Annotated in this window: 29 protein-coding genes; 12 read left to right on the top strand and 17 right to left on the bottom strand. The window is 56.7% G+C overall.

Features of this window, described 5'->3' with window-relative positions:
• The first annotated feature begins 374 nt into the window (after positions 1-374).
• Together AC6I8I_RS21375 and AC6I8I_RS21370 are read left to right on the top strand one after the other, a co-directional pair.
• Positions 375-2,504, top strand: a complete 2,130-nt coding sequence (locus tag AC6I8I_RS21375; protein ID WP_497828893.1) for a TonB-dependent siderophore receptor — start codon at positions 375-377, stop codon at positions 2,502-2,504.
• Entirely contained in the window at positions 2,491-3,696 is a 1,206-nt protein-coding gene (locus AC6I8I_RS21370) for an ABC transporter substrate-binding protein (protein ID WP_497828892.1), read from the top strand. The genes AC6I8I_RS21375 and AC6I8I_RS21370 overlap by 14 nt, the downstream gene beginning before the upstream one ends.
• Here AC6I8I_RS21370 and AC6I8I_RS21365 read toward each other — a convergent pair.
• The 5 genes from AC6I8I_RS21365 to AC6I8I_RS21345 all read right to left on the bottom strand — a co-directional run bounded on the left by AC6I8I_RS21365 (position 3,634) and on the right by AC6I8I_RS21345 (position 9,115).
• A complete protein-coding gene (locus tag AC6I8I_RS21365; RefSeq protein ID WP_312053955.1) occupies positions 3,634-4,623 on the bottom strand; it encodes an XdhC family protein in 990 nt (329 codons plus the stop codon). The genes AC6I8I_RS21370 and AC6I8I_RS21365 overlap by 63 nt on opposite strands.
• The gene (locus tag AC6I8I_RS21360) at positions 4,620-5,186 is read right to left on the bottom strand and encodes a nucleotidyltransferase family protein (RefSeq protein ID WP_312757977.1); all 567 of its coding nucleotides are present in this window, start codon (positions 5,184-5,186) and stop codon (positions 4,620-4,622) included. Before AC6I8I_RS21360 ends, AC6I8I_RS21365 begins: the two co-directional genes overlap by 4 nt.
• A gap of 109 nt (positions 5,187-5,295) precedes the next feature.
• Entirely contained in the window at positions 5,296-7,641 is a 2,346-nt protein-coding gene (locus AC6I8I_RS21355; RefSeq protein WP_497828891.1) for a xanthine dehydrogenase family protein molybdopterin-binding subunit, read from the bottom strand.
• Positions 7,638-8,630 (bottom strand): FAD binding domain-containing protein, encoded by a 993-nt coding sequence (locus AC6I8I_RS21350; protein ID WP_312053950.1) that lies wholly within the window; start codon positions 8,628-8,630, stop codon positions 7,638-7,640. Before AC6I8I_RS21350 ends, AC6I8I_RS21355 begins: the two co-directional genes overlap by 4 nt.
• Positions 8,627-9,115 carry a (2Fe-2S)-binding protein gene (locus AC6I8I_RS21345; RefSeq protein WP_312053949.1) on the bottom strand — a complete coding sequence of 163 codons (489 nt, stop codon included), beginning with the start codon at positions 9,113-9,115 and terminating at the stop codon, positions 8,627-8,629. The genes AC6I8I_RS21350 and AC6I8I_RS21345 overlap by 4 nt, the downstream gene beginning before the upstream one ends.
• A 435-nt stretch (positions 9,116-9,550) precedes the next feature.
• Between AC6I8I_RS21345 and AC6I8I_RS21340 the strand changes: the two genes are divergently transcribed.
• The gene (locus AC6I8I_RS21340; protein ID WP_312053948.1) at positions 9,551-10,447 is read left to right on the top strand and encodes a LysR family transcriptional regulator; all 897 of its coding nucleotides are present in this window, start codon (positions 9,551-9,553) and stop codon (positions 10,445-10,447) included.
• 22 nt (positions 10,448-10,469) lie between these two features.
• Here AC6I8I_RS21340 and AC6I8I_RS21335 read toward each other — a convergent pair whose 3' ends face one another.
• Genes AC6I8I_RS21335 through AC6I8I_RS21320 form a run of 4 tightly spaced genes read right to left on the bottom strand, consistent with a single transcriptional unit; the run spans position 10,470 to position 13,898 of the window.
• Complete coding sequence (locus AC6I8I_RS21335; protein WP_497828890.1) at positions 10,470-11,309, bottom strand: metal ABC transporter permease; 840 nt, start codon at positions 11,307-11,309, stop codon at positions 10,470-10,472.
• Complete coding sequence (gene sitC / locus AC6I8I_RS21330) at positions 11,309-12,169, bottom strand: iron/manganese ABC transporter permease subunit SitC (RefSeq protein WP_497828889.1); 861 nt, start codon at positions 12,167-12,169, stop codon at positions 11,309-11,311. The genes AC6I8I_RS21335 and sitC overlap by 1 nt, the downstream gene beginning before the upstream one ends.
• A 2-nt stretch (positions 12,170-12,171) precedes the next feature.
• Entirely contained in the window at positions 12,172-12,987 is an 816-nt protein-coding gene (locus AC6I8I_RS21325) for a manganese/iron ABC transporter ATP-binding protein (protein WP_312053943.1), read from the bottom strand.
• Entirely contained in the window at positions 12,984-13,898 is a 915-nt protein-coding gene (locus AC6I8I_RS21320; RefSeq protein ID WP_497820891.1) for a metal ABC transporter substrate-binding protein, read from the bottom strand. Before AC6I8I_RS21320 ends, AC6I8I_RS21325 begins: the two co-directional genes overlap by 4 nt.
• Before the next feature lie 301 nt (positions 13,899-14,199).
• Here AC6I8I_RS21320 and AC6I8I_RS21315 point away from each other — a divergent pair, with 301 nt between their 5' ends.
• The 4 genes from AC6I8I_RS21315 (at position 14,200) to AC6I8I_RS21300 (ending at position 16,048) form a co-directional block, all read left to right on the top strand.
• Complete coding sequence (locus tag AC6I8I_RS21315; RefSeq protein ID WP_312053942.1) at positions 14,200-14,652, top strand: hypothetical protein; 453 nt, start codon at positions 14,200-14,202, stop codon at positions 14,650-14,652.
• A gap of 251 nt (positions 14,653-14,903) precedes the next feature.
• The gene (gene ycgZ, locus AC6I8I_RS21310; RefSeq protein WP_031375952.1) at positions 14,904-15,149 is read left to right on the top strand and encodes a regulatory protein YcgZ; all 246 of its coding nucleotides are present in this window, start codon (positions 14,904-14,906) and stop codon (positions 15,147-15,149) included.
• Positions 15,150-15,331: 182 nt separating this feature from the next.
• Positions 15,332-15,625 (top strand): hypothetical protein, encoded by a 294-nt coding sequence (locus tag AC6I8I_RS21305; RefSeq protein ID WP_312053939.1) that lies wholly within the window; start codon positions 15,332-15,334, stop codon positions 15,623-15,625.
• 168 nt (positions 15,626-15,793) lie between these two features.
• Positions 15,794-16,048, top strand: a complete 255-nt coding sequence (locus AC6I8I_RS21300) for a biofilm/acid-resistance regulator YmgB/AriR (protein WP_312053937.1) — start codon at positions 15,794-15,796, stop codon at positions 16,046-16,048.
• A gap of 148 nt (positions 16,049-16,196) precedes the next feature.
• On the opposite strand, the gene AC6I8I_RS21295 is transcribed toward AC6I8I_RS21300, so the two are convergent.
• The gene (locus AC6I8I_RS21295) at positions 16,197-16,496 is read right to left on the bottom strand and encodes a hypothetical protein (RefSeq protein ID WP_497828888.1); all 300 of its coding nucleotides are present in this window, start codon (positions 16,494-16,496) and stop codon (positions 16,197-16,199) included.
• Positions 16,497-17,138: 642 nt separating this feature from the next.
• Complete coding sequence (locus AC6I8I_RS21290) at positions 17,139-17,333, bottom strand: hypothetical protein (protein WP_312053933.1); 195 nt, start codon at positions 17,331-17,333, stop codon at positions 17,139-17,141.
• 471 nt (positions 17,334-17,804) lie between these two features.
• Here AC6I8I_RS21290 and AC6I8I_RS21285 point away from each other — a divergent pair, with 471 nt between their 5' ends.
• Positions 17,805-18,821 carry a substrate-binding domain-containing protein gene (locus tag AC6I8I_RS21285; RefSeq protein WP_312053932.1) on the top strand — a complete coding sequence of 339 codons (1,017 nt, stop codon included), beginning with the start codon at positions 17,805-17,807 and terminating at the stop codon, positions 18,819-18,821.
• Positions 18,822-18,845: 24 nt separating this feature from the next.
• On the opposite strand, the gene AC6I8I_RS21280 is transcribed toward AC6I8I_RS21285, so the two are convergent.
• Complete coding sequence (locus AC6I8I_RS21280; protein WP_312053930.1) at positions 18,846-19,730, bottom strand: LysR family transcriptional regulator; 885 nt, start codon at positions 19,728-19,730, stop codon at positions 18,846-18,848.
• A gap of 99 nt (positions 19,731-19,829) precedes the next feature.
• On the opposite strand from AC6I8I_RS21280, the gene AC6I8I_RS21275 reads away from it, so the two are divergent.
• Entirely contained in the window at positions 19,830-20,555 is a 726-nt protein-coding gene (locus tag AC6I8I_RS21275; protein WP_312053929.1) for an SDR family oxidoreductase, read from the top strand.
• Positions 20,556-20,601: 46 nt separating this feature from the next.
• Here AC6I8I_RS21275 and AC6I8I_RS21270 read toward each other — a convergent pair whose 3' ends face one another.
• From AC6I8I_RS21270 to AC6I8I_RS21255, 4 genes are all read right to left on the bottom strand, one after another.
• Positions 20,602-21,333 (bottom strand): YoaK family protein, encoded by a 732-nt coding sequence (locus tag AC6I8I_RS21270; protein ID WP_312053928.1) that lies wholly within the window; start codon positions 21,331-21,333, stop codon positions 20,602-20,604.
• Between the two features lie 227 nt (positions 21,334-21,560).
• Positions 21,561-21,890 carry a DHCW motif cupin fold protein gene (locus AC6I8I_RS21265; protein ID WP_312053926.1) on the bottom strand — a complete coding sequence of 110 codons (330 nt, stop codon included), beginning with the start codon at positions 21,888-21,890 and terminating at the stop codon, positions 21,561-21,563.
• Positions 21,891-21,938: 48 nt separating this feature from the next.
• On the bottom strand, positions 21,939-22,631 hold the full coding sequence (locus tag AC6I8I_RS21260; RefSeq protein ID WP_312757961.1) for an aspartate/glutamate racemase family protein: 693 nt from the start codon (positions 22,629-22,631) through the stop codon (positions 21,939-21,941).
• Between the two features lie 86 nt (positions 22,632-22,717).
• Positions 22,718-23,872 carry an MFS transporter gene (locus tag AC6I8I_RS21255; RefSeq protein ID WP_312053924.1) on the bottom strand — a complete coding sequence of 385 codons (1,155 nt, stop codon included), beginning with the start codon at positions 23,870-23,872 and terminating at the stop codon, positions 22,718-22,720.
• Between the two features lie 136 nt (positions 23,873-24,008).
• Between AC6I8I_RS21255 and AC6I8I_RS21250 the strand changes: the two genes are divergently transcribed.
• Positions 24,009-24,527: a MarR family winged helix-turn-helix transcriptional regulator gene (locus AC6I8I_RS21250; protein ID WP_497828920.1), complete on the top strand. Its 519-nt coding sequence runs from the start codon at positions 24,009-24,011 to the stop codon at positions 24,525-24,527.
• Here the strand turns inward: AC6I8I_RS21250 and AC6I8I_RS21245 are convergent.
• A complete protein-coding gene (locus AC6I8I_RS21245) occupies positions 24,524-25,126 on the bottom strand; it encodes a helix-turn-helix domain-containing protein (protein WP_312053922.1) in 603 nt (200 codons plus the stop codon). The two genes, AC6I8I_RS21250 and AC6I8I_RS21245, sit on opposite strands and share 4 nt — an antisense overlap.
• A 43-nt stretch (positions 25,127-25,169) precedes the next feature.
• On the opposite strand from AC6I8I_RS21245, the gene AC6I8I_RS21240 reads away from it, so the two are divergent.
• Positions 25,170-25,865: a B3/B4 domain-containing protein gene (locus tag AC6I8I_RS21240; protein WP_497828887.1), complete on the top strand. Its 696-nt coding sequence runs from the start codon at positions 25,170-25,172 to the stop codon at positions 25,863-25,865.
• A 118-nt stretch (positions 25,866-25,983) separates the two neighbouring features.
• Positions 25,984-26,310, top strand: a complete 327-nt coding sequence (locus tag AC6I8I_RS21235) for a hypothetical protein (protein WP_497820888.1) — start codon at positions 25,984-25,986, stop codon at positions 26,308-26,310.
• Positions 26,311-26,345: the final 35 nt, after the last annotated feature.

Raw genomic sequence — 26,345 nt, 5'->3', positions numbered from 1 at the left:
ATCCACGCTGTCATTGACCTGACAATACTGGGGATTTAGTCGGTCATCAATACAGGATTTTATTATTTAAATTTATATATCAACGTATTAAACGTTGTCATCCCGCCATTTAATGGCCAGGTCCGGCTCCGATTTTCTGTAGTGTTTTCATCATTATTTATGTTTACTACTACACCCGCCAATGTTTGAATGATTCTCAATTACAGATGAGAAGTATTGTCGTCGCCGCGAATTGCCTTTGCTATCCGCGCCGGTCTGGCCGCCTGCTCACTGTTTATTCTCTGCGTTTTGCAGAATACCGCCAGGGCGGTCAGCAGCAGCCCGCGCTGTGCTGAACCGTAAAGCATGACTCGCTTCAGACATGAAAAGAAAAAATGACCAACCGTTCAGATAAAATCAAAAATCCGGCACGCCATTCGGCACTGGCGCTGGCGATCGGCAGCGCGCTGTTAGTGGTGCAGGCACAGGCGGCAACCGGGACCGACACGCCGGATATCACCGTGACCGCTGACGACAATCCGCAAACGGGTTACACCAGCAGCCAGAGTAGCGTGGCCAGCAAAATGCCCACCGCGCGACTGGATGAGGCACAATCGATCAGCACGGTCACCCAGCAGCAGCTGGAGGATTACCAGGCCAGTTCGCTGGCGGATGCGATGCGCTTTGTCAGTGGCGTAGCGGAAGCGAATACGCTGGCCGGCACCGAAGATGGTTTTGTCCGGCGCGGGTTTGGCAGTAATGCCGATGGATCGATCTATCGTGATGGCATCCGCAGCAGTCAGGGACTCAACTTCGATGCCACCACCGAACGCGTTGAGGTGCTGAAAGGCTCGGCCTCGCTGCTGTACGGTATTCAGAATCCCGGCGGGGTGATCAATGTGGTCAGCAAGAAACCGCAATATAGCTGGCACACCAAAGTCAGTGGCCGTTATGCCAGCGAGGGTGGCGGCGCAGGTACGCTGGACGTAACCGGCCCACTGGGTAATGGCTTTGCGTTTCGACTGATCGCTGAGAAGCAGAATCAGGATTACTGGCGTAACTTTGGCAGTGAGCAACATACTCTGCTGGCCCCGTCTTTACAGTGGTATGGCGATCAGGCGAGTTTTTTAATCAGCTATGCCGATTACCGCTATGACATTCCTTACGATCGCGGCACTGCGTTTATTGACGGCAAGCCGATCGACATCGGTTATAAGGATCGTCTGGATGACACCGCTAACCACGCCTGGGGGCACAACAAAACCCTTAATGCGCACTACGAATGGCAGTTTAATGATGAGTGGCGCACCCGTTTCACCCTCGGCTGGAACCAGCGGCGCTATGACAACAATGAAGTCCGGGTGACGGCGGTCAATACCACCACCGGTGCGGTGACCCGTCGGGCCGATGCCAATCGAGGCTTCAACCATAAGACCAAATACCTGAGCTGGGATCTGCTGGGCAACCCGGAAATCGCCGGACTGTCGCACGCGCTGGTGGTCGGCACCGACTATGAGATGAATCAGACTTATCGCGCCCATCAGTATCAGGGCAAGGCGACCAATAACTTCAATTTCTTCCAGCCTGAATATGACCAGTTGTCACCGCTGACTGACAGCAGCACAGAAAACAGTGCTAACGCCAACAACCTGAACCGCATTCATAGCCGTTCGATCTACGCCAAAGATAGCGTGACACTGTCACCAGAATGGACCGTTGTGTTTGGAGGCCGCTATCAGCACTATGAGCAGCGCGCCTCTAAAGGCTTTGATCCGCAGGTCGAAACGCTTAACGATGAGGGCAACACGTTTCTGCCACAGGCCGGGATCATCTATAAACTCACGCCCGCGTTATCGTTCTACACCAGCGTGAGTAAATCCTTCACGCCGTCCACCGACGTGGACGACGAGGGCAACGTCGGCAAACCTGAACAGGGCACCAGCTGGGAGATCGGCAGCAAATGGCAAGTCTCACCGAAACTGTTTGCCTCTGTCGCACTGTATCGCATTGATGAAAAATCGATGTCGCTCAGCATTAACGGCACCACCCGCGCGATTGATAAAGCCCGCTCCAGCGGCGCTGAATTTGAGCTGAATGGTGAAATCGCACCCGGCTGGGATCTCAGTGCTAATTACAGCTATGACCAGGCCGAAATCATTGAGGATCGGGTCAATCCGGATAACAACGGTAACCGGCTGCAAAATGCGCCACGCCATGCCGGGGCGCTTTATCTGAGTCATCAGTTGCAGTTCAGTAACCTGCCCGGCACCTTCCGGCTGGGCGGCGGTGCGCGCTATACAGGCAGCCGTGCTGGCGATCCGGATAACAGTTTCACCCTGCCTGATTATGTGGTGGCCGACAGCTTTGTCGCCTGGAATCATCGTCTGTTCGGGCAGAAAACGCAGCTACGGCTCAATCTGAATAACCTGTTCGATAAACACTATTACAGTTCAAGCGGCGGCAACCTGCGCGTCCGCGAAGGCGAAACCCGTAATCTGATGGTACAAGCCAGTGTTGAATTTTAATCCGCTCGGCCGTCTGCTGCGTAACAGCCTGTTACTGATCGGCCTGGTCTGCGCCAGTTCGCCAGCCGGGGCGCGCACCCTGACCGATATCACCGGACAAACGGTCAGCGTGCCGGATCGGCCACAGCGGATTGTGCTGGGCGAGAGCCGGATGTTGTATAGCATCGCGCTGCTGACGCCCGGAAATCCGCTCCAGCAGATTGTCGGCTGGCCGCAGGATCTGAAGAAGTACGATCCGCAGACCTGGCAGATTTTTGCCCGCCAGTTTCCGCAGATGCTGACGATTCCGGCTCTCGGTCAGGAGGGGGTAAATGACATTAATCCGGAACAGGTGATCGCGCTGAAGCCCGATCTGGTGATCCTGCCGCAGCTGGCACGCAACAGCGATGCCGGGCTGCAGCTGGAAACGATGCTGAAAGCAGCAAAGATTCCGGTGCTGAAGGTTGATTTGCGGGTTCATCTGCTGAAAAACAGTGAGCGCAGCATGACGCTGCTGGGCGAAGTGTTCAATCAGCCGCAGCGGGCAGCCGACTTCAATCGTTTTTATCGCAGCCACATGCAGCGAATAGCCAACCGGCTGGCACGCTATCACGGGCCGAAACCGACCGTGCTGCTGCAGTTGCATCTCGGACGGCGCAGCGAGTGCTGCGTCACCTCGGTAAACGGCAACCTTGGCGAACTGCTGCGCTTTGCCGGCGGCGAGAACATTGCCAGCCAGCAGGTTAACGGGGTGTTCGGACGGCTGAGTGAGGAGCAGGTGATTGCCGCCCAGCCGGACTACTATTTCGCGACCGGTATCGGCAACGCTGATGAACCGGATAGGTTAACGCTGGGCCCGGCCGTCTCAGCGGCCCAGACCCGCGAAAGCCTGCTGAGACTGACCCAACAGCAAAATGGCCTGAAGCAGCTGCGGGCGCTGCGTGATGGACACAGCGGTGCGCTGTGGCACAACTTCTATCTCAGCCCATGGCATGTGGTCGCAACCGAGTTTTTCGCTGCCACGCTCTATCCTGAGCTGTTCCAGGATGTTGATCCGCAGCAGACCCTCAGGCAGATGTTCCAGGAGTTTCTGCCGATTCCGTTGTCAGGCAGCTACCTCTATCGGCTGGCGCCGATCAATGCCCCGCCGTCAGGCAGCCGGCAGCGAACGCCCGAGGTTCTTCACCCGGACGATATCAGCCATCACCGATAGCGCGATCTCCGCCGGGGTTTTACTGCCAATCGGCAGGCCAATCGGGGCATGGATGCGGTCCAGCTCGCTGCGATCCATCCCCGCGATCTGCTGCAGCCGCGCCCGGCGCTTTTCGCTGTTCTTCACCGATCCCATGATGCCGATATAAAAGGCGGGTGTTGCGATCGCTTCCATCATCGTCAGGTCATCAATGCGTGGATCGTGGGTCAGCGCCACGATCGCCACGGCCGCATGCGCCCCGTTCAGCTCCAGCCAGCGCGCCGGATGCTGGCGCACCAGCGTAACGTTATCCGCTGCGCCGAAATGCCGCTCCAGTTCATCGAGCATCCCGGGACGATGCTCGCAAACCCGCACATGAAATCCCAGCATCTGGCCGAGCCGGATGCATTCAAACGCCACGCTGGAGTAGCCGGCCACCAGCAGTTCCGGGATCGCGCCGACCGGTAAGCGTACCAGCTGGTCGCTGACGCTGAGTGCGGGCAATAGCCGATCCGCCGCCATCGCTTCCCACTGCGCGCGCTCACCGGGCCGGATCAGCTTCACCATCGGCTGCTGGCCGCTCAGCGCCCGCTGCATCGCGCGCAGCAGATCCAGACTGGCGGTATCGGGCGGCAAATATTCAATCATAATTTCCAGACTGCCGCCGCACGGCAAACTGACATTCGGCCGCATACCACCTTCGCCATAACGCACCTGCTGACTGCTGGCACGATAAGCGCCGGTCGCCAGCTGGGCTAAAAAGTCCTCTTCGATGCAGCCACCTGACAGCGAACCGCAGTATGCGCCCGCCTGATTGACCGTCATCAGCGTACCGGGCGCACGCGGCGACGAACCGTAGGTACGTAACACCGTACACAGCCAGACGGATTGCCCCGCCTCGCAGCTGCTTAATGCCGCATTAATCACCCGTTGATCGAGCGTAATCATGAAAATTCCTTTATCGCCTGCAAATCAGCTGGCAGATCAATATCATAAACACAGCCGCGATCGCTAAGGGGCAAGCGAATCGCATCACGTTTGACTATTGCCTGCGCGCCCACATCACCCTGTAAGCCGGTTAACAGCGGGTAATAGTGCCGCTGAAAGCCGACCGGATGGCCCGGTATGCCGTCAATCCACGGTCTGACCACCGCCGCATCGGCCAGCGCTGCGCTGACGGCCCGATAGCTGTCGGCGGTAATCAATGGCATATCACCGAGTGCGATCAGCCAGCCGTCGTATTCGCTGCTGGCAGCAACACCGGCGGCTATGGAGTCGCCCAGCCCGTGGCTGTCGCACAGCACCGCCGTCGCCGGCGCAATCAACGCCCGAATCGCCCCCTGCTCCGGACGGGTCACTACAAACAGATCCAGACCGCTGGCCGCCGCCTGTTGCAGGGTATGCTGTAACAGCGGCTTGCCGTTCAGTTGGGCCAGCAGTTTGTGTTCACCGCTCTGCTGACGAAAACGGCGGCTGAAGCCCGCCGCCATCATCACAATCGCTATCTTCAAAACAGCTTCTCCCGCTGGCGATAAAAACGGGCGCAGACTGGCTCTGCGCCCGTAAACCTGACCTCAACGCCGGCGGCATCCATCGCAGCCGGCCCGGCGTCCGCCGTAATCAGATGATTTTGTCGAGGGTGATCGGCAGATCACGTACCCGCTTGCCGGTAGCATGGAAGACCGCATTACTGATCGCCGCCGCCACGCCAACGATGCCCAGCTCACCGACCGCTTTACCGCCCATGGTGGTCGCCTCAAAGTCAGGTTCGCCGACGTTGATGGTGGTGATGCTGGGAATATCACCGTTAACCGGCACCAGATAGTCCGCCAGGTTATTGTTGATTACCCGACCGTTGCGAGGATCGATAATCCCCTCTTCCATCAGTGCCTGACCGACGCCCATGATCATCCCGCCGATCCACTGGCTGCGCGCCAGTTTAGGGTTATAGAGCCGACCGCTGTCGAGTGCCGCCACCATGCGTTTCACCCGAATGGTGCCGAAATCTTCATCAACCCGCACCTCAACAAACTGTGCGCTCCAGCTGTGGGCGGAAAATGCCTCTGGCCGGCTCATGTCGTTGAGGTTACGCACGATTTTGTCGCGCTCGCTTTGCGGCATATCGTCCGGGAAGGTGCCGCCTTTCACGCTCAGGCTGTCGGCCGGAGCCAGCGTCGCCAGCTGGGTAAGAGAGATGCGGGTACCGCCGCTGTGCTGAATCGCGCCATCCTGCAGGGTAAACTGCGACACCGGCAGGCCGCTGAGCGGCGACGCGGGCAGCTCACTGGCCAGAGCCAGCAACCGTTCGCGCATTCTCTGCGCGGTATCGTTCACCGCCGCCGTCAGGTTACCGGCCAGCTGCGATCCGCCTGCCACGCCTGCGCGCGGCAGCGCGGTATCACCCAGCTCTACCTCAATGGTTTCCGACCGGACACCGAGATGATCCGCAGCGGTTTGCGCCAGAATGGTGTAGGTGCCGGTTCCGATATCTGCGCCGGCGCACTGCACCACAAAGCGGCCCTGCGGCGTCAGGATGATTTTCGCTTCGGCCGGCAGCCGGTTGACCGGATAAGTGCCGGAGGCCATGCCCCAGCCAATCAGCTCACGGCCTTCACGCATGGAGCGCGGCGTCATAATGCGCTTATCCCAGCCAAACGCTTCTGCCCCTTTCTGGTACGCCTCTTTCAGCCGACGCGAACTCCACGGCAGATCGAGCTGATAATCTTTATCTGCCCAGTTGCGCAGACGCAGTTCCAGCGGATCGATGTCCAGCGCATAGGCCAGCTCATCCATCGCCACTTCAAGGCCAAACGCACTGGGATTCTCGCCCGGCGCACGCATCCAGCCAGGCGTGACGGTGTTAATCGGCCGGACCTGATGCTGTGCCGACACGTTGCTGACGGCGTACATCCGGGCGGTCACTTTGCTGCAGTTTTCGGCAAACACATCAATCAGCGAGGTTTCGCTGAAGCTGCGCTGAATAATCGCCTCAATTTTACCGTCACGTGAAGCGCCCAGTTCCAGCTGCTGGGAGGTCGCCGGACGTCCACCCAGGCCGGTAAAGGTCTGCGGTCGGGTCAGCGACACTTTAACCGGACGGTTCAGGGCGCGCGACGCGACGCTGGCTAATGCAACGTGGGTATAAGGCACCGGTTTGGACCCAAAACCCCCGCCGACATACGGTGAAATGATGCGTACTTTTTCGGTCTCAATCCCCAGCCATTCGGCGATTTCAACCTGCGCGCCCGCCACCCACTGGCTGGGTTCCCAGACCGTGATCTGACCTTCGTGCCAGTGCGCGATGCAGGCATGCGGCTCCATCGGCATGTTGTATTCGCGCGGGGTGGTATAACGCTGGTTGATACGCACCTCGGCACTGTGCATCGCGGTGGTCGCATCGCCCAGATCAATGTCCTGCTCTGACATCTGCTTATGCTCGACGCCCTCGTCGGTGGCAAACACCCGCGCCGGCGTGGTTTCATAGTCGATCTCGACCAGCGAGGCGGCCCAGGTCGCCTGCTCAAAGGTTTCGGCGATCACGATGCCGATATTCTGGCCGTTGTGAATGATCACATCATCCTGGATCGGGGTGTAGGTGGACTGCGCTGCGCCACCGTCAGCAATCGCGGTCGGCTTGTTAATCTTTAACGGATTCAGATGGGTATAGACCGCCAGCACCCCATCAGCCTGCAAGGCTTTTTCGGCTGACAGGCGGGAAATGCGACCGCTGGCAACGGTTGACTGGAGTACGACCCCGTACAGCGGATTTTCAGGCTGATGTTCGATGGCATAACGCGCTTCACCGATAACCTTCACCCGGCCGTCACCGCGCGATCGGGCCGCGCCCAATCCTTCAATCGGGCTGCTGGCTTGTGCCGTCGCCGTGTCGGCGGTGGAAGCGTCAGGGATCTCTGCTGCCGACCGCGCCTGTTGAGCCTGGCGGTCGTTAGGCTTTACTTCACTCATGCGATCTCTCCTGCTGCCATTAGCGCACGCGCTATTACGCGCGGTGCCAGCTTCACTTTATAGGCGTTATGCTCCAGCGCCTGGGTTTCCTGATTGATCAGCTCTGCGGCCTGGAATACCGTCTCTTCATTAAATGGCTGTCCCTCTAACGCCTGCTCAACCCGCGTGGCACGCCAGGGTTTAGTCGCAACGCCGCCCAGCGCGATATGCACCTGACGCATCACGCCGTTTTCCAGCGTGAACCCGGCGGCTGCGCTGGCGGCGGCAAACTCATAGGAACTGCGATCGCGCACTTTGAGGTAGTGTGAGCGTTGCAGGGAAGCGGTTTGTGGCACTTCAATCGCCACAATGATCTCGTCATCGCGCAGATCGTGTTCCTGATCCGGGGTCTCACCCGGCAGCAGGAAGAAATCATCAATGGCGATCCGGCGACGCTCGCCCTGCTGATTCTGTACTATCACTACCGCATCAAACGCCACCAGCGCCACCGCCAGGTCACCCGGATAGACCGCAATACAGCTGTCGCTGGCACCCAGAATAGCGTGGTTACTGTTTACGCCCTGCCGTGCGGCACAACCGGAGCCGGGATTACGTTTATTACAGGCCGAAAAAGTCGCCGGATCGCGATAATAGGCACAGCGGGTGCGCTGCCGTAAATTGCCGCCCAGCGTGGCCATATTGCGGATTTGCGGCGACGCGGCCTGCCATAAGCTGCCGTAGATAGCGGGCGCATGCTGCTGACAGGCGGGATGATCGGCCAGCTGGCTCATGGTGGTCAGCGCGCCGGCGCTGATTTTGTCATCATCAAAACTCAGGCTGCGGAGTTCGGTCAGGCCATTTATACCAATCAGCTGCGGCGGGTTAAACACGCCACATTTCATCAAATCGAGTTGAGTGGTGCCGCCCGCCAGAATCTGACTGCCAGAATGCTGTTTTAACGCTGCGGCCTCGCTGGCTGACTGCGCGACTTTCCAGTGGAATGGGTTCATGCGGACTCCTTCGCCATTTCGGCTGCCGCCTGTTTAATGGCATCGACAATGTGCGGATAGGCACCGCAGCGGCACAGGTTGCCGCTCATGTATTCACGAATTTCATCGTCCGATCCGGCATGGCCCTCTTTGATGCAGGCGACGGCCGACATGATTTGGCCTGGCGTACAGTAGCCGCACTGGAAGGCGTCGTTTTCGACAAAACAACGCTGCACCGGGTGTAATTCACCGCTGGCAGATTGCAGCCCTTCAATGCTGGTCACCTCAGCGCCGTCAGCCTGAGCGGCCAGCGTCAGACAACTCAGCACCCGCTGACCGTTAACCAGTACCGTGCAGGCCCCGCACTGTCCCTGATCGCAGCCTTTTTTGGTGCCGGTAAGGTTCAGATGCTCACGTAACGCATCAAGCAAAGTGACACGGGGATCGATTTGCATCGGGTATGGCTGGCCGTTGACCTGCATTGTTAGCGATATTTTTTCTGACATTGTCTGCTTCCCATTGTTGGGGGCTAAAAAGTGTAATTTTTTTATTAGTCTGTTTCGGACGGGATATAAATCGGGGAGAATCCGGATAACCCTAAGCTTTGCGCGCGTATGCACGTCTTTAGTTTTAGCAGCTTTTCAGCCATCCGCTGGCGCAGCGGGTAAAAAGTCCCCTTTTGACGTGACAGACAGATCCCCTGCACTGCGGCGAATTTATTCTTTTTTTGTTCTATCGCTATGATAGATTTAGATTATTTAAAAACTTCACTTATTAATCATCTTCACAGCTTTAATGCACAGAATTCATCAATGCTGTGGGGGAATTTGCCCTATTCTGTTGCGGGCTGAGGTTAAGACCAGCGCGCGGCACGTTGGCCGCACTATCATGGAATCGACCTGCGCAGGCAGTAGCAGCAGGTTTAGCGAGCCAGAAAGACGATGCTAAGAGAAAATTTTAACGACCTGATGTATCTGGTGGTGGTGGCTCAGGAGCGCAGCTTTACCCGCGCGGCAGCAAAGCTGGGCGTATCGCAATCGGCGCTCAGTCACGCCATCCGTGGACTGGAAGAGCGTCTTAACCTGCGCTTACTGACCCGCACCACCCGCAGCGTTGCCCCAACTGAGGCGGGCGAACGCCTGATCAAAAACATCGCGCCTTTATTCAGTGAGATTGAGTCCGAGCTGGTCAGCGTTACCGATACCCAGGGGGAGATCGCTGGCAACATCCGCATTACGGCCGGTGAACATGCGCTGATGTCGACGCTGTGGCCGCTGACTAAGCCGTTTCTGCAGCGCTACCCCGCAGTGAATATCGAGTTTTCGGTGGATAACACCCTGACTGATATCGTCAGTGGCCGCTTCGACGCGGGCGTGCGGCTGGGTGAGCAGATCGAAAAAGATATGGTCGCGGTGCGCATCGGTCCGGACTGGAATATGTGCGTGGTCGCCTCGCCCGACTACCTTGAGCAGCATGGCGTGCCCGCCACCCCCTACGATCTGCAAAACCATAACTGCATTAATATGCGGTTACCGACGCGCGGCGGACTGTACAGCTGGGAATTCATGCGCGACAACAAGGAGATTCGGGTCAGGGTCGAGGGTCAGCTGATTTTTAATACTCTGGCGGCACGCATTGATGCGGCGCTCTGCGGTATGGGCATCTGCTATGTGCCGCAGGACTGTGTCGCTGAGCACATTGCGTCGGGCCGACTGGTGCAGCTACTGGCCGACTGGTGTGAACCGTTTGCCGGCTACTATCTCTATTATCCCAGCCGCAAACAGCATACCCGGGCATTTGCCCGGCTGATTGAGGCGGTGCGCTATCGCGGCGAGTAAGCGGCAATAACGCACCCCAGGGTTACCGCAGTGGCCGAGGCTGGCGCTCCAGCCGCCGCGTTTTTTGACCGGAGACGATCATCGCGACGATGAACACCAGCGCAAACAGCACCACGATAGTCGGCGCCGGTGCGCTGTCGATAAAGAAAGAGAGATAAACGCCGCTGAGTGACACCAGCACCGACACCAGCACCGCAATCAGCAACGCGTGAGAAAAACGTGTGGTCAGCAGGACCGCAATGGCACCCGGCGCGATCAGCAGCGAGATCGACAGGATAATGCCCACCGCTTTCAGCGTCGCTACAATGGTTAACGACACCATACACAGCAGGCCGTAATGCATCAGTCGGGCCGGCAGGCCACACACCTGCGCCTGCTGCGGATCAAAGCTGAACAGCATCAGATCGCGCCATTTCAGCGCAATAACAGTGACAATCAGCGCGGCGATAATCAGCGTCTGGATGATATCGGCGCGGGTAATGCCGAGCATATCGCCGAAAAGTATATGGTCGAGATGCACTTCAGGCTTCACCGCGATATACAGAATCAACCCGACGGCGAACATGCCGGAAAAGACAATCCCCAGCACCGTGTCCTGTTTAATCCGGCTGTTGTCCTGCAGAAATCCGCTGGCTACGGCACAAAACAGTCCCGCGATAAAGGCGCCGATCGCCAGCGGAATGCCCAGCATCCAGGCCAGCACAATGCCGGGAAACACCGCATGGCTCATTGCATCGCCCATCAGCGCCCAGCCTTTCAGCACCAGAAAGACCGACAGTAAGGCGCAGGGGATCGCCACCACCAGCGCGATCAGCAGTGCGCTTTGCATAAAGGCGAACTGGAAAGGTTCAAATATCCACATCAGGCAGGCTCCTTATCCGGATCGTTGCGGGCGCGACGCCGGTTCGCCAGCAGGCCATGCTGCGGTGCGAAGACAAACGCCAGCAGGAATAACAGCGTCTGCGCCACCACAATTATGCCGCCGGTTGCGCCGTCGAGATAATAACTCGCCCAGGCGCCGAGGAAGCTGGTGATGCTGCCAATCGCCACCGCAATCATCAGCAGGCGCGGAAAGCGATCGGTGAGCAACCAGGCGGTGGCGCCGGGCGTCACCACCAGACAGATCACCAGAAACGCCCCGACGGTTTGCAGTGCCGCAACGGTCGAAACCGCCAGCAGGGTAAAGAACAGGATCTTTAACCGTTCCGGCCGCAGGCCGATAGCACGGGCATGGTTCTCATCGAAAAAGGTCACCATTAAATCTTTCCACTTAAACAGCAGAATGATCATCGATATGCCGCCGATCAGCGCCAGCTGCAGGATATCAGCTGGCGCAATCGCCAGGATATTGCCCAGCACTATAGTCTGAATGTTTACCGAGGTCGGATTAAGCGACACCATGAACAGGCCGAGGCCAAAAAACGAAGAGAAGATCAGTCCGATGATCGCATCTTCTTTTAAGCGGGTGCGCTGATTGAGCAACAGCATACTGCCGGCCGCCAGTCCGCCCGACAGAAACGCGCCCAGCGCAAACGGTAGCCCGAGCATATAAGCGCCCGCCACGCCGGGCACGATCGAGTGCGACAGCGCATCCCCAATCAGCGACCAGCCTTTAAGCATCAGGTAGCAGGAGAGAAACGCACAGAGTCCGCCGACCATGGCAGAAACCCACATCGCGTTGAGCATGTAGTGGTATCCGAACGGCTCCAGTAGCAGATTCATGGTCAGTTCCCGTCGTGAAGCGAGGCGCGCGGCGCGATAAACGGACGTTCATCATCAGTAATGATCTGATCGTCCAGCCCGTTGACCGCAACGTGGCGCAGCACGCCGCTAAATGCCCGTTCAAGGTTGGCGGTGGTAAAGGTCGTGCGGGTCGGACCGCTGGCGAGAATAGTGCCCTTGACCATCACCGTGTAGTCACAGAATTCGGTGACCGACCCAAGGTTATGGGTCGAGACCAGCATGGTTTTACCTTCATCACGCAGTTCGCCGAGCAGGGCGATAATTTTCGCCTCGGTCTGGACGTCAACCCCGGTAAACGGCTCATCCAGCAGGATCACCCTGCCCTGTTGGGCAATCGCCCGTGCAAGGAAAACCCGTTTTTTCTGACCGCCGGAAAGCTCGCCGATCTGTCGCTGACGATACGCCAGCATATCGACCCGCGCCAGCGCCTCATCAACAATGTCGCGGTCATGGCGTTTAGGCCGACGCAATAGCCCCATGTGGCCGTAGCGGCCCATCATCACCACATCCTCAACCAGCACCGGAAAAGACCAGTCCACTTCTTCAGATTGCGGAACATAAGCCACCAGGCTCTGGCGCAGCGCCTGACGGGTCGGCATACCCAGCACCGAAATCGTGCCGGCGGAGAGCCGGACAAAGCCCATCAGCGCTTTAAACAGGGTCGATTTGCCCGATCCGTTCACGCCGACCAGCGCGGCGATTGAGCCGCCGGGAATGCTGAAGCTGGCATCACGCAGCGCCGTGTGGCCGTTTCGGTAGGTGACGCTCACGTCGGAAACCACGATAGTGTCGCTCATGGCGCACTCCTCCCATGATTAAGGCCGTTGACCAGCGTGGTGGTGGTGACCCGAAGCAGATCGAGATAGGTCGGCACCGGACCCTGAGCCTGACTTAATGAGTCGACATAGAGCACTCCGCCATAATAAGCGCCGGTTTCGCGCGCCACTTGTCGGGCGGGTTTATCAGAGACGGTACTTTCACTGAAAACTGCCGGAATAGCCTGTTTCTTAACCTGATCGATCACTTTTCTGACCTGCTGCGGCGTTCCTTGCTGATCGGCGTTAACCGGCCAGAGATAAAGCTCTTTCAAACCGAGATCGCGCGCCAGATAGGAGAACGCGCCTTCACTGGTCACCATCCAGCGCTGATTTTCCGGGATCGCGGCCACCTGCTGGCGCAGCGGTGCCAGCGCCGCAGTGATTTTTTGCTTATAGGCAACGGCATTCTGCCGATAGGTTTCGGCGTTAGCAGGATCGTACTTCACCAGCGCATCCCGGATATTATCAACATAAATCAACGCATTATCAGGAGACATCCAGGCATGCGGATTGGGCTTGCCGTTATACGGGCCTTCGCCAATGCCAATCGGTTTAACGCCCTGCGACACCACCACTTCGGGTACGCCGTCCAGGTGTTGATAAAAACGCTGGAACCAGCGTTCGAGGTTCAGCCCGTTCGACATAATCAGTTGCGCGCCCTGCGCACGTTTAATGTCACCCGGCGTCGGCTGATATTCATGAATTTCGGCACCCGGTTTGGTAATTGAGCTCACCTCTGCCGCATCGCCCGCCACGTTTTTTGCCATATCAGCAATCACCGTAAAGGTGGTGACGACCTTAAATTTTTCTGCTGCATAACTGCTGGTGGACATTAGCGCGCTTAGCAGCAGGCTGAAAATGAGCGTTACGCTTTTTTTTATCGGGGCCATCGCACGATCTCCGGATATGATTAAAATTAAAACATAATTAGCCTGTGCTATTTTTTATAGCACAGGCTATAACTTTACGACAGGCTCCCTTTGTGAAGTTTCTTCAGCATCAACAGCGGAATGAGAAGTTGTGTAAACAGCCACTGTTATTCATTGAATAAATTGAATTATTTAAGCGTGGCTTTTGAAGGCATATCGGTAAAGGCGGCGGAAAGATGCCGTGTGACGGGTCGCCAGTGTCCGCTCAGAACTGTCCTGAAAGTCGTTGTTTACCGTCGCAGCAGCCGGTAAAGGTGGGGCGATGAAAGCAGTGAAATGCCCGGTCAGCCGGGAGGTTACGCTGCCCCTTGCGCCTGATAACAATCAAAAGACACGAATTGATAGACAGGACAAATTAAATTCAGCGAATTTTTTTGCTACAGTGAATGTTACTTACCGCAACAAAACCAGGGAGGATAATTTGTATTTTTCCAGCGACGAAAAAGCGAATGTCATCATTGGCGAAGCAGCAATGAACCTGATCGAGGACAGTCAGGAGGTCAATGTAGAATTGCTGATGGGTGAGTTGCTAGCGATGTCTGCATCAGAAGTGGATGAGAACCGTCTCGAACAGTTGCAACAGGTACGACAATGGTTAAAAAGTTTCAAAACCATTGGCGCACGCAACACTGAGCAGGCTGGCTGGTTATCGAATCCGCTGAACGCTGACAAAATGAGCACTGATTCTGCTGATGATATTATATTTAAAAGCTGACCTGAACGGTCTGCCAGACTGTCGGCCTGTGCGGGTGTTGTACAGGCCGGATTCATTAAACGCTGAAAAAGCCGCCAGAACACGCTTTTAACCTCGCAGTAAACTCTTCGTAACAGCCTGATTAATAAAGCATAGCATTTTTTGCACAAAAAAAATCATTCCGGGAATTCAAAATTCTGTACAAGTTTTTTAAAGATGTATAACTTGCGCATCCAGAGCGCGATACATTTTAACCATCTGAGGACAACACTATGCGTCAGAACGGACATGCACCGGAAGCCATCAGCGACATTGCCCGTTACTTCAATCAAGCCAGTCAGCCTTCACAGCAGGAGACGCTGGGTGAGATTGTGGTTGAAATTCTGCGCGCAGGTCATAATCTGAGTCGTAAAGCTATTTGCAGCAAACTGCTGCGCCGTCTGGAACTTGCCTCTACGCCGGAGGAAGAGAGTCATCTGCATGAACTGATCGGGCTGCTTTTCCGTCGGGAAGAGTAAAACTGATACCCGGCGTTGATGAAGATGCATTACGCCTCAGCTCACAGCAATTCTGATCGGACTATTTTTCGCATTAACGAAGCCCAGTGTTGCTGTCCCGTTTCAGGCGCCCCGTCAACGGCGCCTGTTTCTACATCAGGAGCCGCAACGTGGCCATTAATTCGTAAATCAGAGAAACCAGTATGTACAGAAGTGATGATGAGAAACTGACAGATGTCATGATCGGCGAAGCCGTACTGACATTGCTTAAGTCAGACAAACCGGTGTCCAGCAATGCCCTGATCAATCAGCTGGAGCTGATGGCCGCCGAGACGGACGAAGAAGCTAAGGTGACAACGATCCGCAAGGCGATTACTGAAGTGCGGAATGGGATGGTGGCAGCGCGTAAGCGAACCAACAGCACGCTTGCCGATCGTGAAAATGCTTCACACCGTTTAAACAATGATGGTCCGCCTGAAGGTTCAAAAAAACACTAAACGATCCGTTTTTTGCGGAACTTGTTACCATAATTTACGTGTTAACGAAGCGCTGAGGCTTATCAGAAAAAAGTTTGCCGTTCGTCTGGGCAAAACAGTAATAGCGACTACACTCGATTCTGACTTAAGTCGATGCAACTACCGAATTTTCCGCAGAGAAAGAAAAACATGCAACACTCATCTTCAGATTCAACTCTCATTGACTATTTTCGCAGCGCAGGCGACCAGCTTGCTCCGGAAACCGAATTACTGGGCGGGATCATCCGAAATATCGTCGCCGAACAGGGACGCGTAACCAATAAGGCCATCATCCTTTATCTGATCGCCGAGCTGGAGAGTACCTCAGACGTGGTTAAGCTGGATGTATTACGTAAAACGCTGGAAATCGTTGTTGGCCGCACGCCGGACGACGCCGGAGTCTGATGCAGGCTTCCTGCGCAGTCAGGGTGATGATTGCGCAGGAACATCCCGTCGGCATCAACGATTATACCCACTCCCCTCCCCGCCTTGCTCAGCCGGTCTGCCAGCCCGGCACACCGAACAACACCCTTCTCGTCAGCCAATAGAGCCGTTAATCCAGTGAATCACGATGCTGCTGACATTTCACCAGCACATGACCATTGAAGGTGGTCGGCATACGGTTTCTGACCACTGAAGAAGAACCAATATTATTTTCCAGGTTGAAGTCATCACGGGTAATGGTCAGAGTCGCAATTTCAGTGAAATCGTCACGCTGGGTGTTATTATGTGCTTTATTATCAATCACTTTAACCACAAAAGTATCATCATCAATTTTAATAACATCGTATCTCACCAGCCGACTGTCCTGATTGCTGCTGATATAGTGTGTTTCAACATCCGAAAAGATCATGGTCATATCCTTAATTGCGCTGACCCCGGTTAATCGACCTGCTGTTGCTTAACAGACAGGTGATGCAGCGTACTTTGGTCTGGTTTGGTCTCGCAGCGTCAACAGCCCGATGGCAGGCCGTTCAGGGTTACCCCGGTGAAGATTCTTTATAACGCGTTGCGCCCGGCAATGAAACTGTTTCACCGTGCCGCCGTTGACGTCAGCCATCACTAAAGACTGGCCTGGCGTCATTACTCGCAGAACGTTAAAACCGGTCACAGAGTCGCTTTCCCGTGCTGCGCCGGTTCACGTCTCTTATTCCAGCCCTGGTCCGGCAACGACTCAGGGAGCTCAATCAGTGACTGTCACCGATGCTGCGTAATATTCAGCGTACAGGCTGGCAGCCGATTAAGTAAGAATAGTCTTATCTGGCAAGGGCGGTATTTTCAGGTAACGATGTGCCTACAGGCCCACGGGCGTGGTCCGGAGAATAAGCACCACACTGGCAGACACGCTGAATAATTCTCCGCTGATAACCGTCATTATTAAGCGCCGCCGTTCTACACCGAAGCAGAGTTTAGGTAAAAATCCGTGCTGCCCAGGGGGGAGAAATAAAGAAGCGGTTTTGAGCAAGGCGGGCGTTTATTTTCAACGCCACTGGCCTTAGTGCATCTTGCGGGTAAAAAAGCCGATCGCTTCATGGCAAAGCGCTTTCAGCCGGCTATCGCGCGTCTCTTCGCTGAGGCGAAACAGTGCGTCGGTAATATCATGAAAATGAACAGGCTGCCCTGTCTTAATCAGATCGCTGACAATAGCGCCAACCAGCGCGCGAATATCTTTTTCTTCATCGTACTTCACACGACCTCCAGACGGTGTATGCATATACAGTTTAACACCGTTGAAAGACAAAAAACAAAAGTACCCGGTTCAGGGAAATATAAGCGAAGCGGCAGAAAAGGTTATTATTCATACTGGCTCAGAATAATATCTGGTACTATTTCGTTACCGGGCTAACGGCAAAGATATTACCGCCAGATATCGCGCTGGAACTGCTGCAATATATTTATCCCCCCCTTTAAGCAGACAGCTCAGAATATTCATATTATGAAACATACCGGCGCAGTCAGAGGTGATCCGTTGACTGATGGATGCTTTACCGGCACTGTCTGATGCCTCATCGTCAGGAGCCAGTTTCTTCCCGTTCACCGGTTTCATTTACTGACCTGCCGGATGGCGGATAAAAAAAGTTTCCTGTCAGGCAAAGCCGCTGCGGTTTCGCGCCAACAGTGTGATAAAACTACGCTTATTTCCCCGTCTCACGAGTGACGCATGGCTAAGTTCACCTTAAAACAGATTGCAGCCCAGTCCGGCTTAAGCCTGGCGACGATTGACCGGGCGCTGCATCAGCGTGGCCGGGTGCATGCGCAAACCCAGCATCGTATCCGCCAGGCAATTGCCGACCTTGAGCTGCTTCAGAAAACCGCGCTGGCGAAAGGCAGAACCCTTTACTTTGATGTCATCATGCACACGCCCGATCGCTTTCGTGAGCTGGTGCGGGAGGCGTTCAGCAGTCAGATAGCCAGCTTTGCCAGCTTTAAACTCCAGTTGCGCTTTCACTTCAGCGAGACGTTAACCGCCAGCGAGATTAACGCGCTGTTAAGTAAAAGCGCGCTGCACAGCCACGGCATCATTCTCAAGGCGGCCCACTCTGAGTTGCTGAATCCGGCTATCGACATGCTGCTTAAGCAGCGGATACCGGTGGTGACGGTAATGAGCGATCTGCCGACCAGTGCGCGCCTGCGCTACATTGGTATGGATAATTTTGATGCCGGTAAAGTTGCCGCCTTCTTAATGACCAAATGGCTGCGATCGGCGCAGTCGCACATTGTGGCGATTACCGGCAGTAGAGACTTTATCGGTGAGCAGGAGCGTATTGAAGGTTTTGAACGGGCGATGCAGCAGTTTGCGCCACAGCATCGGGTCAGCGTGGTAGCGGGAGGTTACGGCATTGACCCATTGATGTATCAGTCGCTTAAGCAATTTTTACAGGCCCATCCCGAAACGGATGCGGTTTACACCGTCGGTGGCGGTAATCCAGGCATTCTGCGCGCCTTTGAAGAGCAAAACCGCCCCATTAACGCTTTTATCGGTCACGATCTGGATCGCGAAAATCGCGCACTGATGCAGGCGGGCAAAATTGATGCGCTGATCGAACATAATTTACAGCTTGATGCTCAGCATGCCTTCAGAACGCTGCTGGAATTTCACGGCTTTCTGCCCGCCTCGGAGCCACTGGCGCCTTACTCAAAAATTAACATTATCACCCGCTACAACATGACCACTTAGCCTCGCCGCCGCTACCGCCAGGCACTACAGCTTCACGTGATCGATCAGCGCACGTAGCTTGGGTGCGAGGTTTTTGCGGCTGGGAAAGTAGAGATAAAATCCCGCAAAGGCCGGTAACCACGCGTCCAGCACTGTCACCAGCTCCCCGCGCGCAATGTAGGGCTGAAACGTCTCTTCCATGCCGAAGCTAATCCCGCCACCGGCACAGGCGGTGCGAATCATCACGCCCATATCATTGGTGGTGAGCTGCGGATTAACTGCCACATCAAATTCACGCCCCTGCTCAGCAAACTCCCAGCGATAAGGTGACAGACCCGGTCCTTTTCGCCAGCCGATGCAACGATGCTCAATCAGCTGCTGTGGATGCTGCGGCGTCCCGTGCCGCGCCAGATAGTCCGGCGAGGCCACGGCAACCTGACGCTGCGCGGCGGAGACCGGCACCGCAATCATATCCTGCGCAATCACCTCTCCCAGCCGCACGCCCGCATCATAACCCTGCTCGACAATATCAAACTCTTCATCGGTGACGGTGATATCCAGCTCGATCTGCGGATAGGCGGCCATAAAGCCCGCCAGCAATTCTCCGCCGAGCATGCGTTCGGCGATCGAGGAGATCGCCAGTCGCAGCTGCCCGCGCGGCTCTGCGGCCAGTTCAGCAATATCGCTAATGGCCCGGTTCAGCTGATTGATCGCCGGTGCCACCTCGGCATACAGCCGTTGTCCCGCTTCGGTCAGTTGAATGGTGCGGGTGGTGCGCTGCATCAGTGACAGGTTGAGCCGATCCTCCAGACGTCGCAGGGTCTGGCTGATGGCTGACCGGGTGACGCCCAGCTGTTCGGCCGCCAGACGAAAATTACGCGTCTGCGCCACGATTACAAACACTTCCAGCGCATTTTTATCAGCATTCATTGGTTAGTTTTAGTTGCCAGTCTATGAAGCAGTGGGTGGATTATCTTTATAGTCGAGCCGTCGTAAGATCACCAGCGACATCACAACAGGAGAAATGTTATGACGCAGAAAGTGATCTTAATTACCGGTGCCTCCAGCGGCATTGGTGCGGGCATCGCCCGTGAACTGGCGAAAACCGGCGCCAGGTTGCTGCTCGGTGCCCGGCGTGAAGAGCGGCTTAACGCGCTGGCCGAAGAGCTGCGGTTCAATGGCGCTGAGGTGGCGGTAAAAGCGCTGGACGTCACCCAGCGCGATCGGCTGGAAGACTTTGTCGGGTTTGCGCTGGCGCAGTGGGGTCGGGTCGATGTGATGATCAATAACGCCGGTATCATGCCGCTCTCACCGATGGCCTCGCTGCGGGTCGACGAATGGGATCAGATGATCGATGTCAACATCAAAGGGGTACTGTACGGCATTGCCGCCGTGCTGCCGCCGATGCTGGCCCGGCAGTCCGGCCATATCATCAACATCGCCTCGATTGGCGCACTGGCAGTATCACCGACTGCGGCGGTTTATTGCGCCACCAAGTTTGCGGTGCGGGCAATTTCAGACGGGTTACGACAGGAGAACAGTCAGCTTCGGGTCACCTGTGTACACCCTGGCGTGGTTGAAAGTGAACTGGCGGCGACCATTACTGACCCGACCGCGGCGCAGGCGATGCAGCAGTATCGGGCCATCGCCCTGCAGCCAGATGCTATTGGCCGGGCGGTGCGCTACGCGATTGAACAGCCGGAGGAGGTAGACGTGAATGAGATTGTGGTGCGGCCAACCCGCACCCAGCAGTAAGCCCCGGCCCGATGCCGTGCTGGCATCGGGCCGCGGTCAACATCGATCAATAGAAGCTTCTGCGGCTCCGCTGCACGGTAACGGCAATTGCGGTCAGCGCCACCAGCATCAGAAACAGCCCTAAACCGATCATGGCGTTGAAGCCGTAGGTTTTGAACAGCAGCAGACCGGCAATACAGCCGACCAGGAATGAAAACACCGTGGTCAGGTGGGTATGCAGCACCTTCTGGAAGAATCGGCGATCGGCGCTTTCATCGTGCGAAACATGCGACGATAACCACGATCCCAGCGCGATACCGGCATCGGTTAAGGTGCCGGTGATATGGGTTGATCTGACGCGACCGTTCGACAGCTGGGTCGAGGTAGCATTATGAATCCCCATCAGGAAACCCAGCATCACCAGTACTTCACCGTTAAAGCGCGGCGTATAGAACATGATCTCAAACAGGGATGCCGCCGTCAGGGCGACGCCTTCAGCCAGAATAATCAGACAGAAGATGGTGCGCAGCCGGTGTTTCTGGCCGACGATCACCGCCAGTCGGGCAACGGTACAGCCCATAACAAAGGCGGTAATCAGCGCCAGCAGAAACAACAGCTGGTGCAGGTCGCTGGTGGTGACTTCGGTTGATATCTGGGAAGTGTTACCGGTCATGTGCGACGGAAAAAAACCGAACGCGCCCAGCGCCATGGCGTTAAGGATGCCCGCGGTGGTGGCCAGCACCAGTGCCAGCAGGCGATCTTCAGTATGCGATCTGACTTTCTTCTTTTTTATCAGCACAGGATTCCCCAAATCAGGTGAATGCAAACGGGTTTAACCGCTTCAAGCATACAAGCTGATAAGAAATTTTCCTGTCAGAAACAGATTACTCCGATGAAATAAGCCATTAATTTTGCTGATTTTTATAAAGCAGTTTCAGTTTACCTCTACAACTGTCAACGTAACGTTTTGCGTCATCGCCGACAGCGCTGTCGGCTGTCGGCTGTCGGCTGTCGGCTTGCGGCAGGTTAATCAACAATGAACAGTCGCGCGCCAACCGGCGTTGAAGAACGATGCGGTTCAGCGTTGTCTGCCACCTGGTAACTGGTGCCTGCCGTCAGCACAAAGCGGCGTCCATCGGCCAGTTCGGTATGCAGCTCCCCGTCGAGGCACAGCAGAATGTGGCCTTTAACGCACCAGTGGTCGGCGAGATAACCCGGCGAATAATCGACCATCCTGACGCGTATATCGTTGAACTGCAGGGTTCGCCAAATCGCCTCGCCCCGATCGCCAGGATGAACCGTTTCTTCCACCTGCTCCCACTGCGTCAGTCCAAACGGCAAATTATCAATTTTCATGCGTGCTCCGGGGAAACGGCAGCCAGTCTGCTGCCTGGGTGAAAAGATCTAAGCCAGCGCCTGGATCACCGCCTCTTCGGCGTGAATCAGCGTGGTATCAAATAACGGCACGCTGGCATCGCTGTGATCCACCAGCAGGGTGATTTCGGTGCATCCCAGAATGATCGCTTCTGCCCCCTGATCCACCAGCTGCTGCATAATCTGCCGATAGCGCTGGCGCGAAGCCGGATTGATCGTGCCGAGGCACAGCTCGTGGTAAATCACCTGATGAACCAACGCGCGGTCCTCTTCCTCCGGGACAATCACCTGCAGACCAAATTGCTGCTCCAGCCGGCCGCGATAAAACGCCTGCTCCATGGTGAACCGGGTCGCCAGCAGCCCCACCTTGCGTAATCCCGCCTGCTGAATCCGTCGCCCGGTGGCATCAGCGATGTGCAGCAGCGGCACAGAGACCGCTGCGCTAATCTGCGGGGCCACTTTATGCATGGTGTTGGTACACAGCACGATAAACTGCGCGCCGGCACGCTCCAGATTCTGAGCCGCCGCGGCCAGTATTTCGCCCGCCTGCTGCCATTCCCCCGCCGCCTGCAGCTGCTCAATCGGCTGGAAATCGACGCTGTAAAGCACCAGCTGCGCCGAGTGCAGGCCACCCAGCCGTTGTTTAACCTGTTGATTGAGGATGCGATAGTAAAGCGCGGTCGACTCCCATGACATTCCACCTAACAGACCAATGACTTTCATTGCGGCTCCTGAAAATGTGACCAAACAGCAGCATGCCAGATCGCGCGGTATCAGCAATCAGTTTGTCAGCACTTGCGACTGATTATTCAGTTTGCCTGCGGTCTGAACCGCCAGGCGATCGCCATCAGCACCACCACCCCGACGCTCATCATCAGCCAGGCGCTGGTCAGCGATGCCCCACTGTCACGCACCCCGCCAGCCACCAACGGCATAATGGAGGCGATGAGATACCCTCCGCCCTGCACCCGCGACAACAGCACGGCGGCCTCGGTGGCATTGCGGGCATGATCGAGCGTGACGATCAGCGACAGCGGAAACAGCGCCCCGATCCCGAGGCCGAGCAGCAGCGTCGACAGCAGCGGCATGGCACCCGGCGCAACAATCAACGCGATCAGTCCGGCCAGTAACAGCGTCAGCACCAGCAGCAGTAACCGGCGGCGATCGGGAAAGCGCTGCTGAACGGCAGAGATCACCAGTCCGGCAACCACTTCGGTCAGCGTCAGCCCGGCGAGCAGGAAGCCGCTGTTGCGGGCGCTCCAGCCTGCCTGGATATAAAACGGCGGCAGCCAGGCCAGCACCAGGGTATAGGCGCCGGTTCCAATACCGAAAAACAGTAACAGTAATAAGGTGCGCGACGCGGATAGCGCTGCTACCCCAACAGACGGCGCGCGGTCCGCCGGACTGTCCGGATTCGCTGACCGCCAGACCAGCAGAGTGATCAGCGCCAGCCCGCCAGCCATCGCCAGCGCCGCAGGTAAACCGAGCCGCGAAAATAGCGGATCTGCACCCGCCGCCATCAGCGCCGCGCCCGCCATAATCCCGGTGCTGAATAACGCCATCAGCGTCGGGGCGGCGTGAAGATAGCGCTGGCGGATCAGCGCCGGCATCAGGGCCTGTATTACGCCGATTCCCGCGCCGCCCGCCAGCGCGGTCAGGATTAACGACAGCGGCGAGAGCGAAAAGCCACGCCACAGCGAGGCGATCGCCAGACAGAACAGCCCTGTCGCAATGCCGCGTGCCGCACCGCGACGCTTAAGCAGCCACGGGCCAGCCAGTGCGGCAAGCCCCATCATGGCCACCGGCAGCGTGGTCAGCAGACTAAAGGTGGTCGCCGACAAACCGGCCTGCTGTTGCAATGCCGGAAACAGCGGGCCGATAATCGCCAGTAGCGGGCGCAGATTGAGCCCGACAAGAAAGGCGATCGGTGCGAAGATAGCGGGTAATAAGCGGGTGTTTTGCATAGCCGACTCCGTGGAGAGGATTAACGCTGACAGCAGCAGGCTGTCAGCATTTATCTTAACGTTAAGATAAATAGCGGCCGGCGTTAAGAGGCTGCGCACAACCCGACAAATTAGCCACACAGTGAACAGGTGAATGATGCAGGACCATATCGATTTTGTCGTCAGCCAGTGGGACATCGCGATGCCAGAGCTGGATGCCTCCTCAATGCGCATCGTCGGCAGGATGCTGCGCCTGATGAAACATCTGGCAAAAGCACGCAGTCAGGCGCTGGAGCAGTTTGATTTTCATGAAGGAGAATTTGACGTGCTGGCAACGTTGCGGAGGGCCGGGACGCCGTACTGTCTGTCACCGACCCAGCTGTATACCTCGCTGCTCGTCACCTCCGGCGCGATGACCCATCGTCTTAAGCGGCTGGAACAGCGGGGTTTGATTGCGCGCGTGGCGTCACCCGATGATAAACGCAGTATGCTGGTGGGACTCACCGCGCAGGGTCAGCGCTGTATTGAACAGGCGCTGGCGGTCCATACTGCCACCCAGAACGCGATACTGGCACCGCTTTCGCGGGCGGAACGCAGCGCGCTGGAAGGCATGCTGAAAACGCTGTTGCTGCCGTTTGCCGGTGAAGCGGTTACCGCAGCCGAAGAAAAAGATTAATGGTGCAGTTCAGCAACCGTCATGGTGAAGATCACTGGCTGTTGATCGGCACTGGCGTAGGCGTGCGGCATATCGGTTCGCGCCACCGCCGCGCAGCCCGGCCCGACCACCAGCGTCTGATCGCCAACGGTTAACGCCAGGCTGCCCTGCTCGACGTGCAGCAACTCCAGCGTACCGGCCGGATGGCCTTCGGAGCGGAAGGTTTCACCGGCAAACATCTGCCAGCGCCACAGCTCAATCATGTCAGGCCCGCGGGTACCGGCCAGCAGCTGCGCGCGACCGCCCTGTTCGCCCTGCCACAACGTCGGTATCGCGCTTTGATCAATCAGCCACGCGGCGGGCGTATGGGTCACATTGACGATATCCGCCACCGACACGCCCAGCGCGGCGGCAATTTTGCATAAAATAGCGATGCTGGGATTGGCTTCGCCTTTCTCAATCTCTACCAGCATCCCTTTGCTGACGCCGGCCCGGCGGGAAAGCGCATCCAGCGACAGTTTCTGGCTTTTACGCCAGTTTTTAATGCTGTCAGAAACAGCCTGATTGACGCTCGACACGTCAGCGCCGGCATCGGTCGATATATTGACTTTTTTGGTCATCGGTCATTACTATGAAATAAATTAGTCACTGAGAGATTATCCAATGTTATCTGTTGATCCGTCAATCGACCCGGCCGTATTTGCGCTGGCACCCGGCTTTCGTGCCATCAGCATTATGGTGGAGGCCGCGCCAGTCACCCGACCTGAGGTTGGCGGACAGGCGCTGGAACGGGCCTGCCACCAGCTGCTGGAGCAGGATGTGGAGTGGGCCGACGCCCATCTCGCGGCGTGGGCAGAGGTGTTCAAAGCGTTTGGCGCGAAGGCGAAACGGACTCCCTGCTCGGCGGATGCACTGCGCAAACGGGTAATGCGCGATGGCGTAATGCCGGCTATCGATCCGGTGGTCGATCTGTATAACGCCATCAGCATTCAGTATGCGCTGCCGGTCGGCGGTGAAAACATTGCCGCCTACGTCGGCGCGCCGCGGCTGACGATCGCCGATGGCAGCGAGTCATTCGATACGGTCAAACAAGGCGACGTGGTGTATGAGTCGCCGGAGCCGGGAGAAGTGATCTGGCGCGACGATCGGGGCGTAACCTGCCGCCGCTGGAACTGGCGTCAGGGGGTGCGCACCCGGCTGGATGCGCAGGCGCGTCAGATGTGGTTTATCCTTGAAAGCCTGCCAGCGATGCCGCTGACGGCGCTGCAACAGGCCAGTGACGATCTGATCGCCGGTCTGCAACAGATGATGCCAGACGCCACCATCGACGCACGCCTGATAGACGCCGCCAGCGCGTAAACCTGACCTCAACCGCCTGACAGCATCGGTTAACGCCGAGCCGGATATATGGCAGGATACGCGCCCTGTGTCCGGCGATTCCTTGTCGGACCTCTTCTGCAGATAACCGGGGGTAGCGTTGGTTAAGGGTAAACTCAGGTGGTTGGTACCGCTGCTGACGGTGCTGGCGCTGGCGGGCTGGTGGTTAATTCCGCATTTCAGCAGCGAGGATAAAGCGTACTACGTTGCGATATTCTGCGGCATCGATCATCATGATAACTCACAGTTGCTGCCGCAAATGCAGCAGATTATCGAAGGCAGCAATTCTGACTATGCACTGCAGAAAATCACCTTCAAACCGGCGCTGGCGGGTCAGGTGATCGACCACTGGCAACAGCTGAGCGCCGCTGAGCAACGCCAGGCGGCAACCGATAACCTCGCCTGCCAGCAGTTACTGAAACGCTGAAATCGCTAACAAAAGAGCCGCACTGACTCAAACCC

The organism is Pantoea sp. X-Soil-YNGN-775, assembly GCF_059730575.1.
The sequence above is the reverse complement of the archived record's forward strand: the minus strand, read 5'-3'. Positions and strand labels throughout refer to the sequence as shown.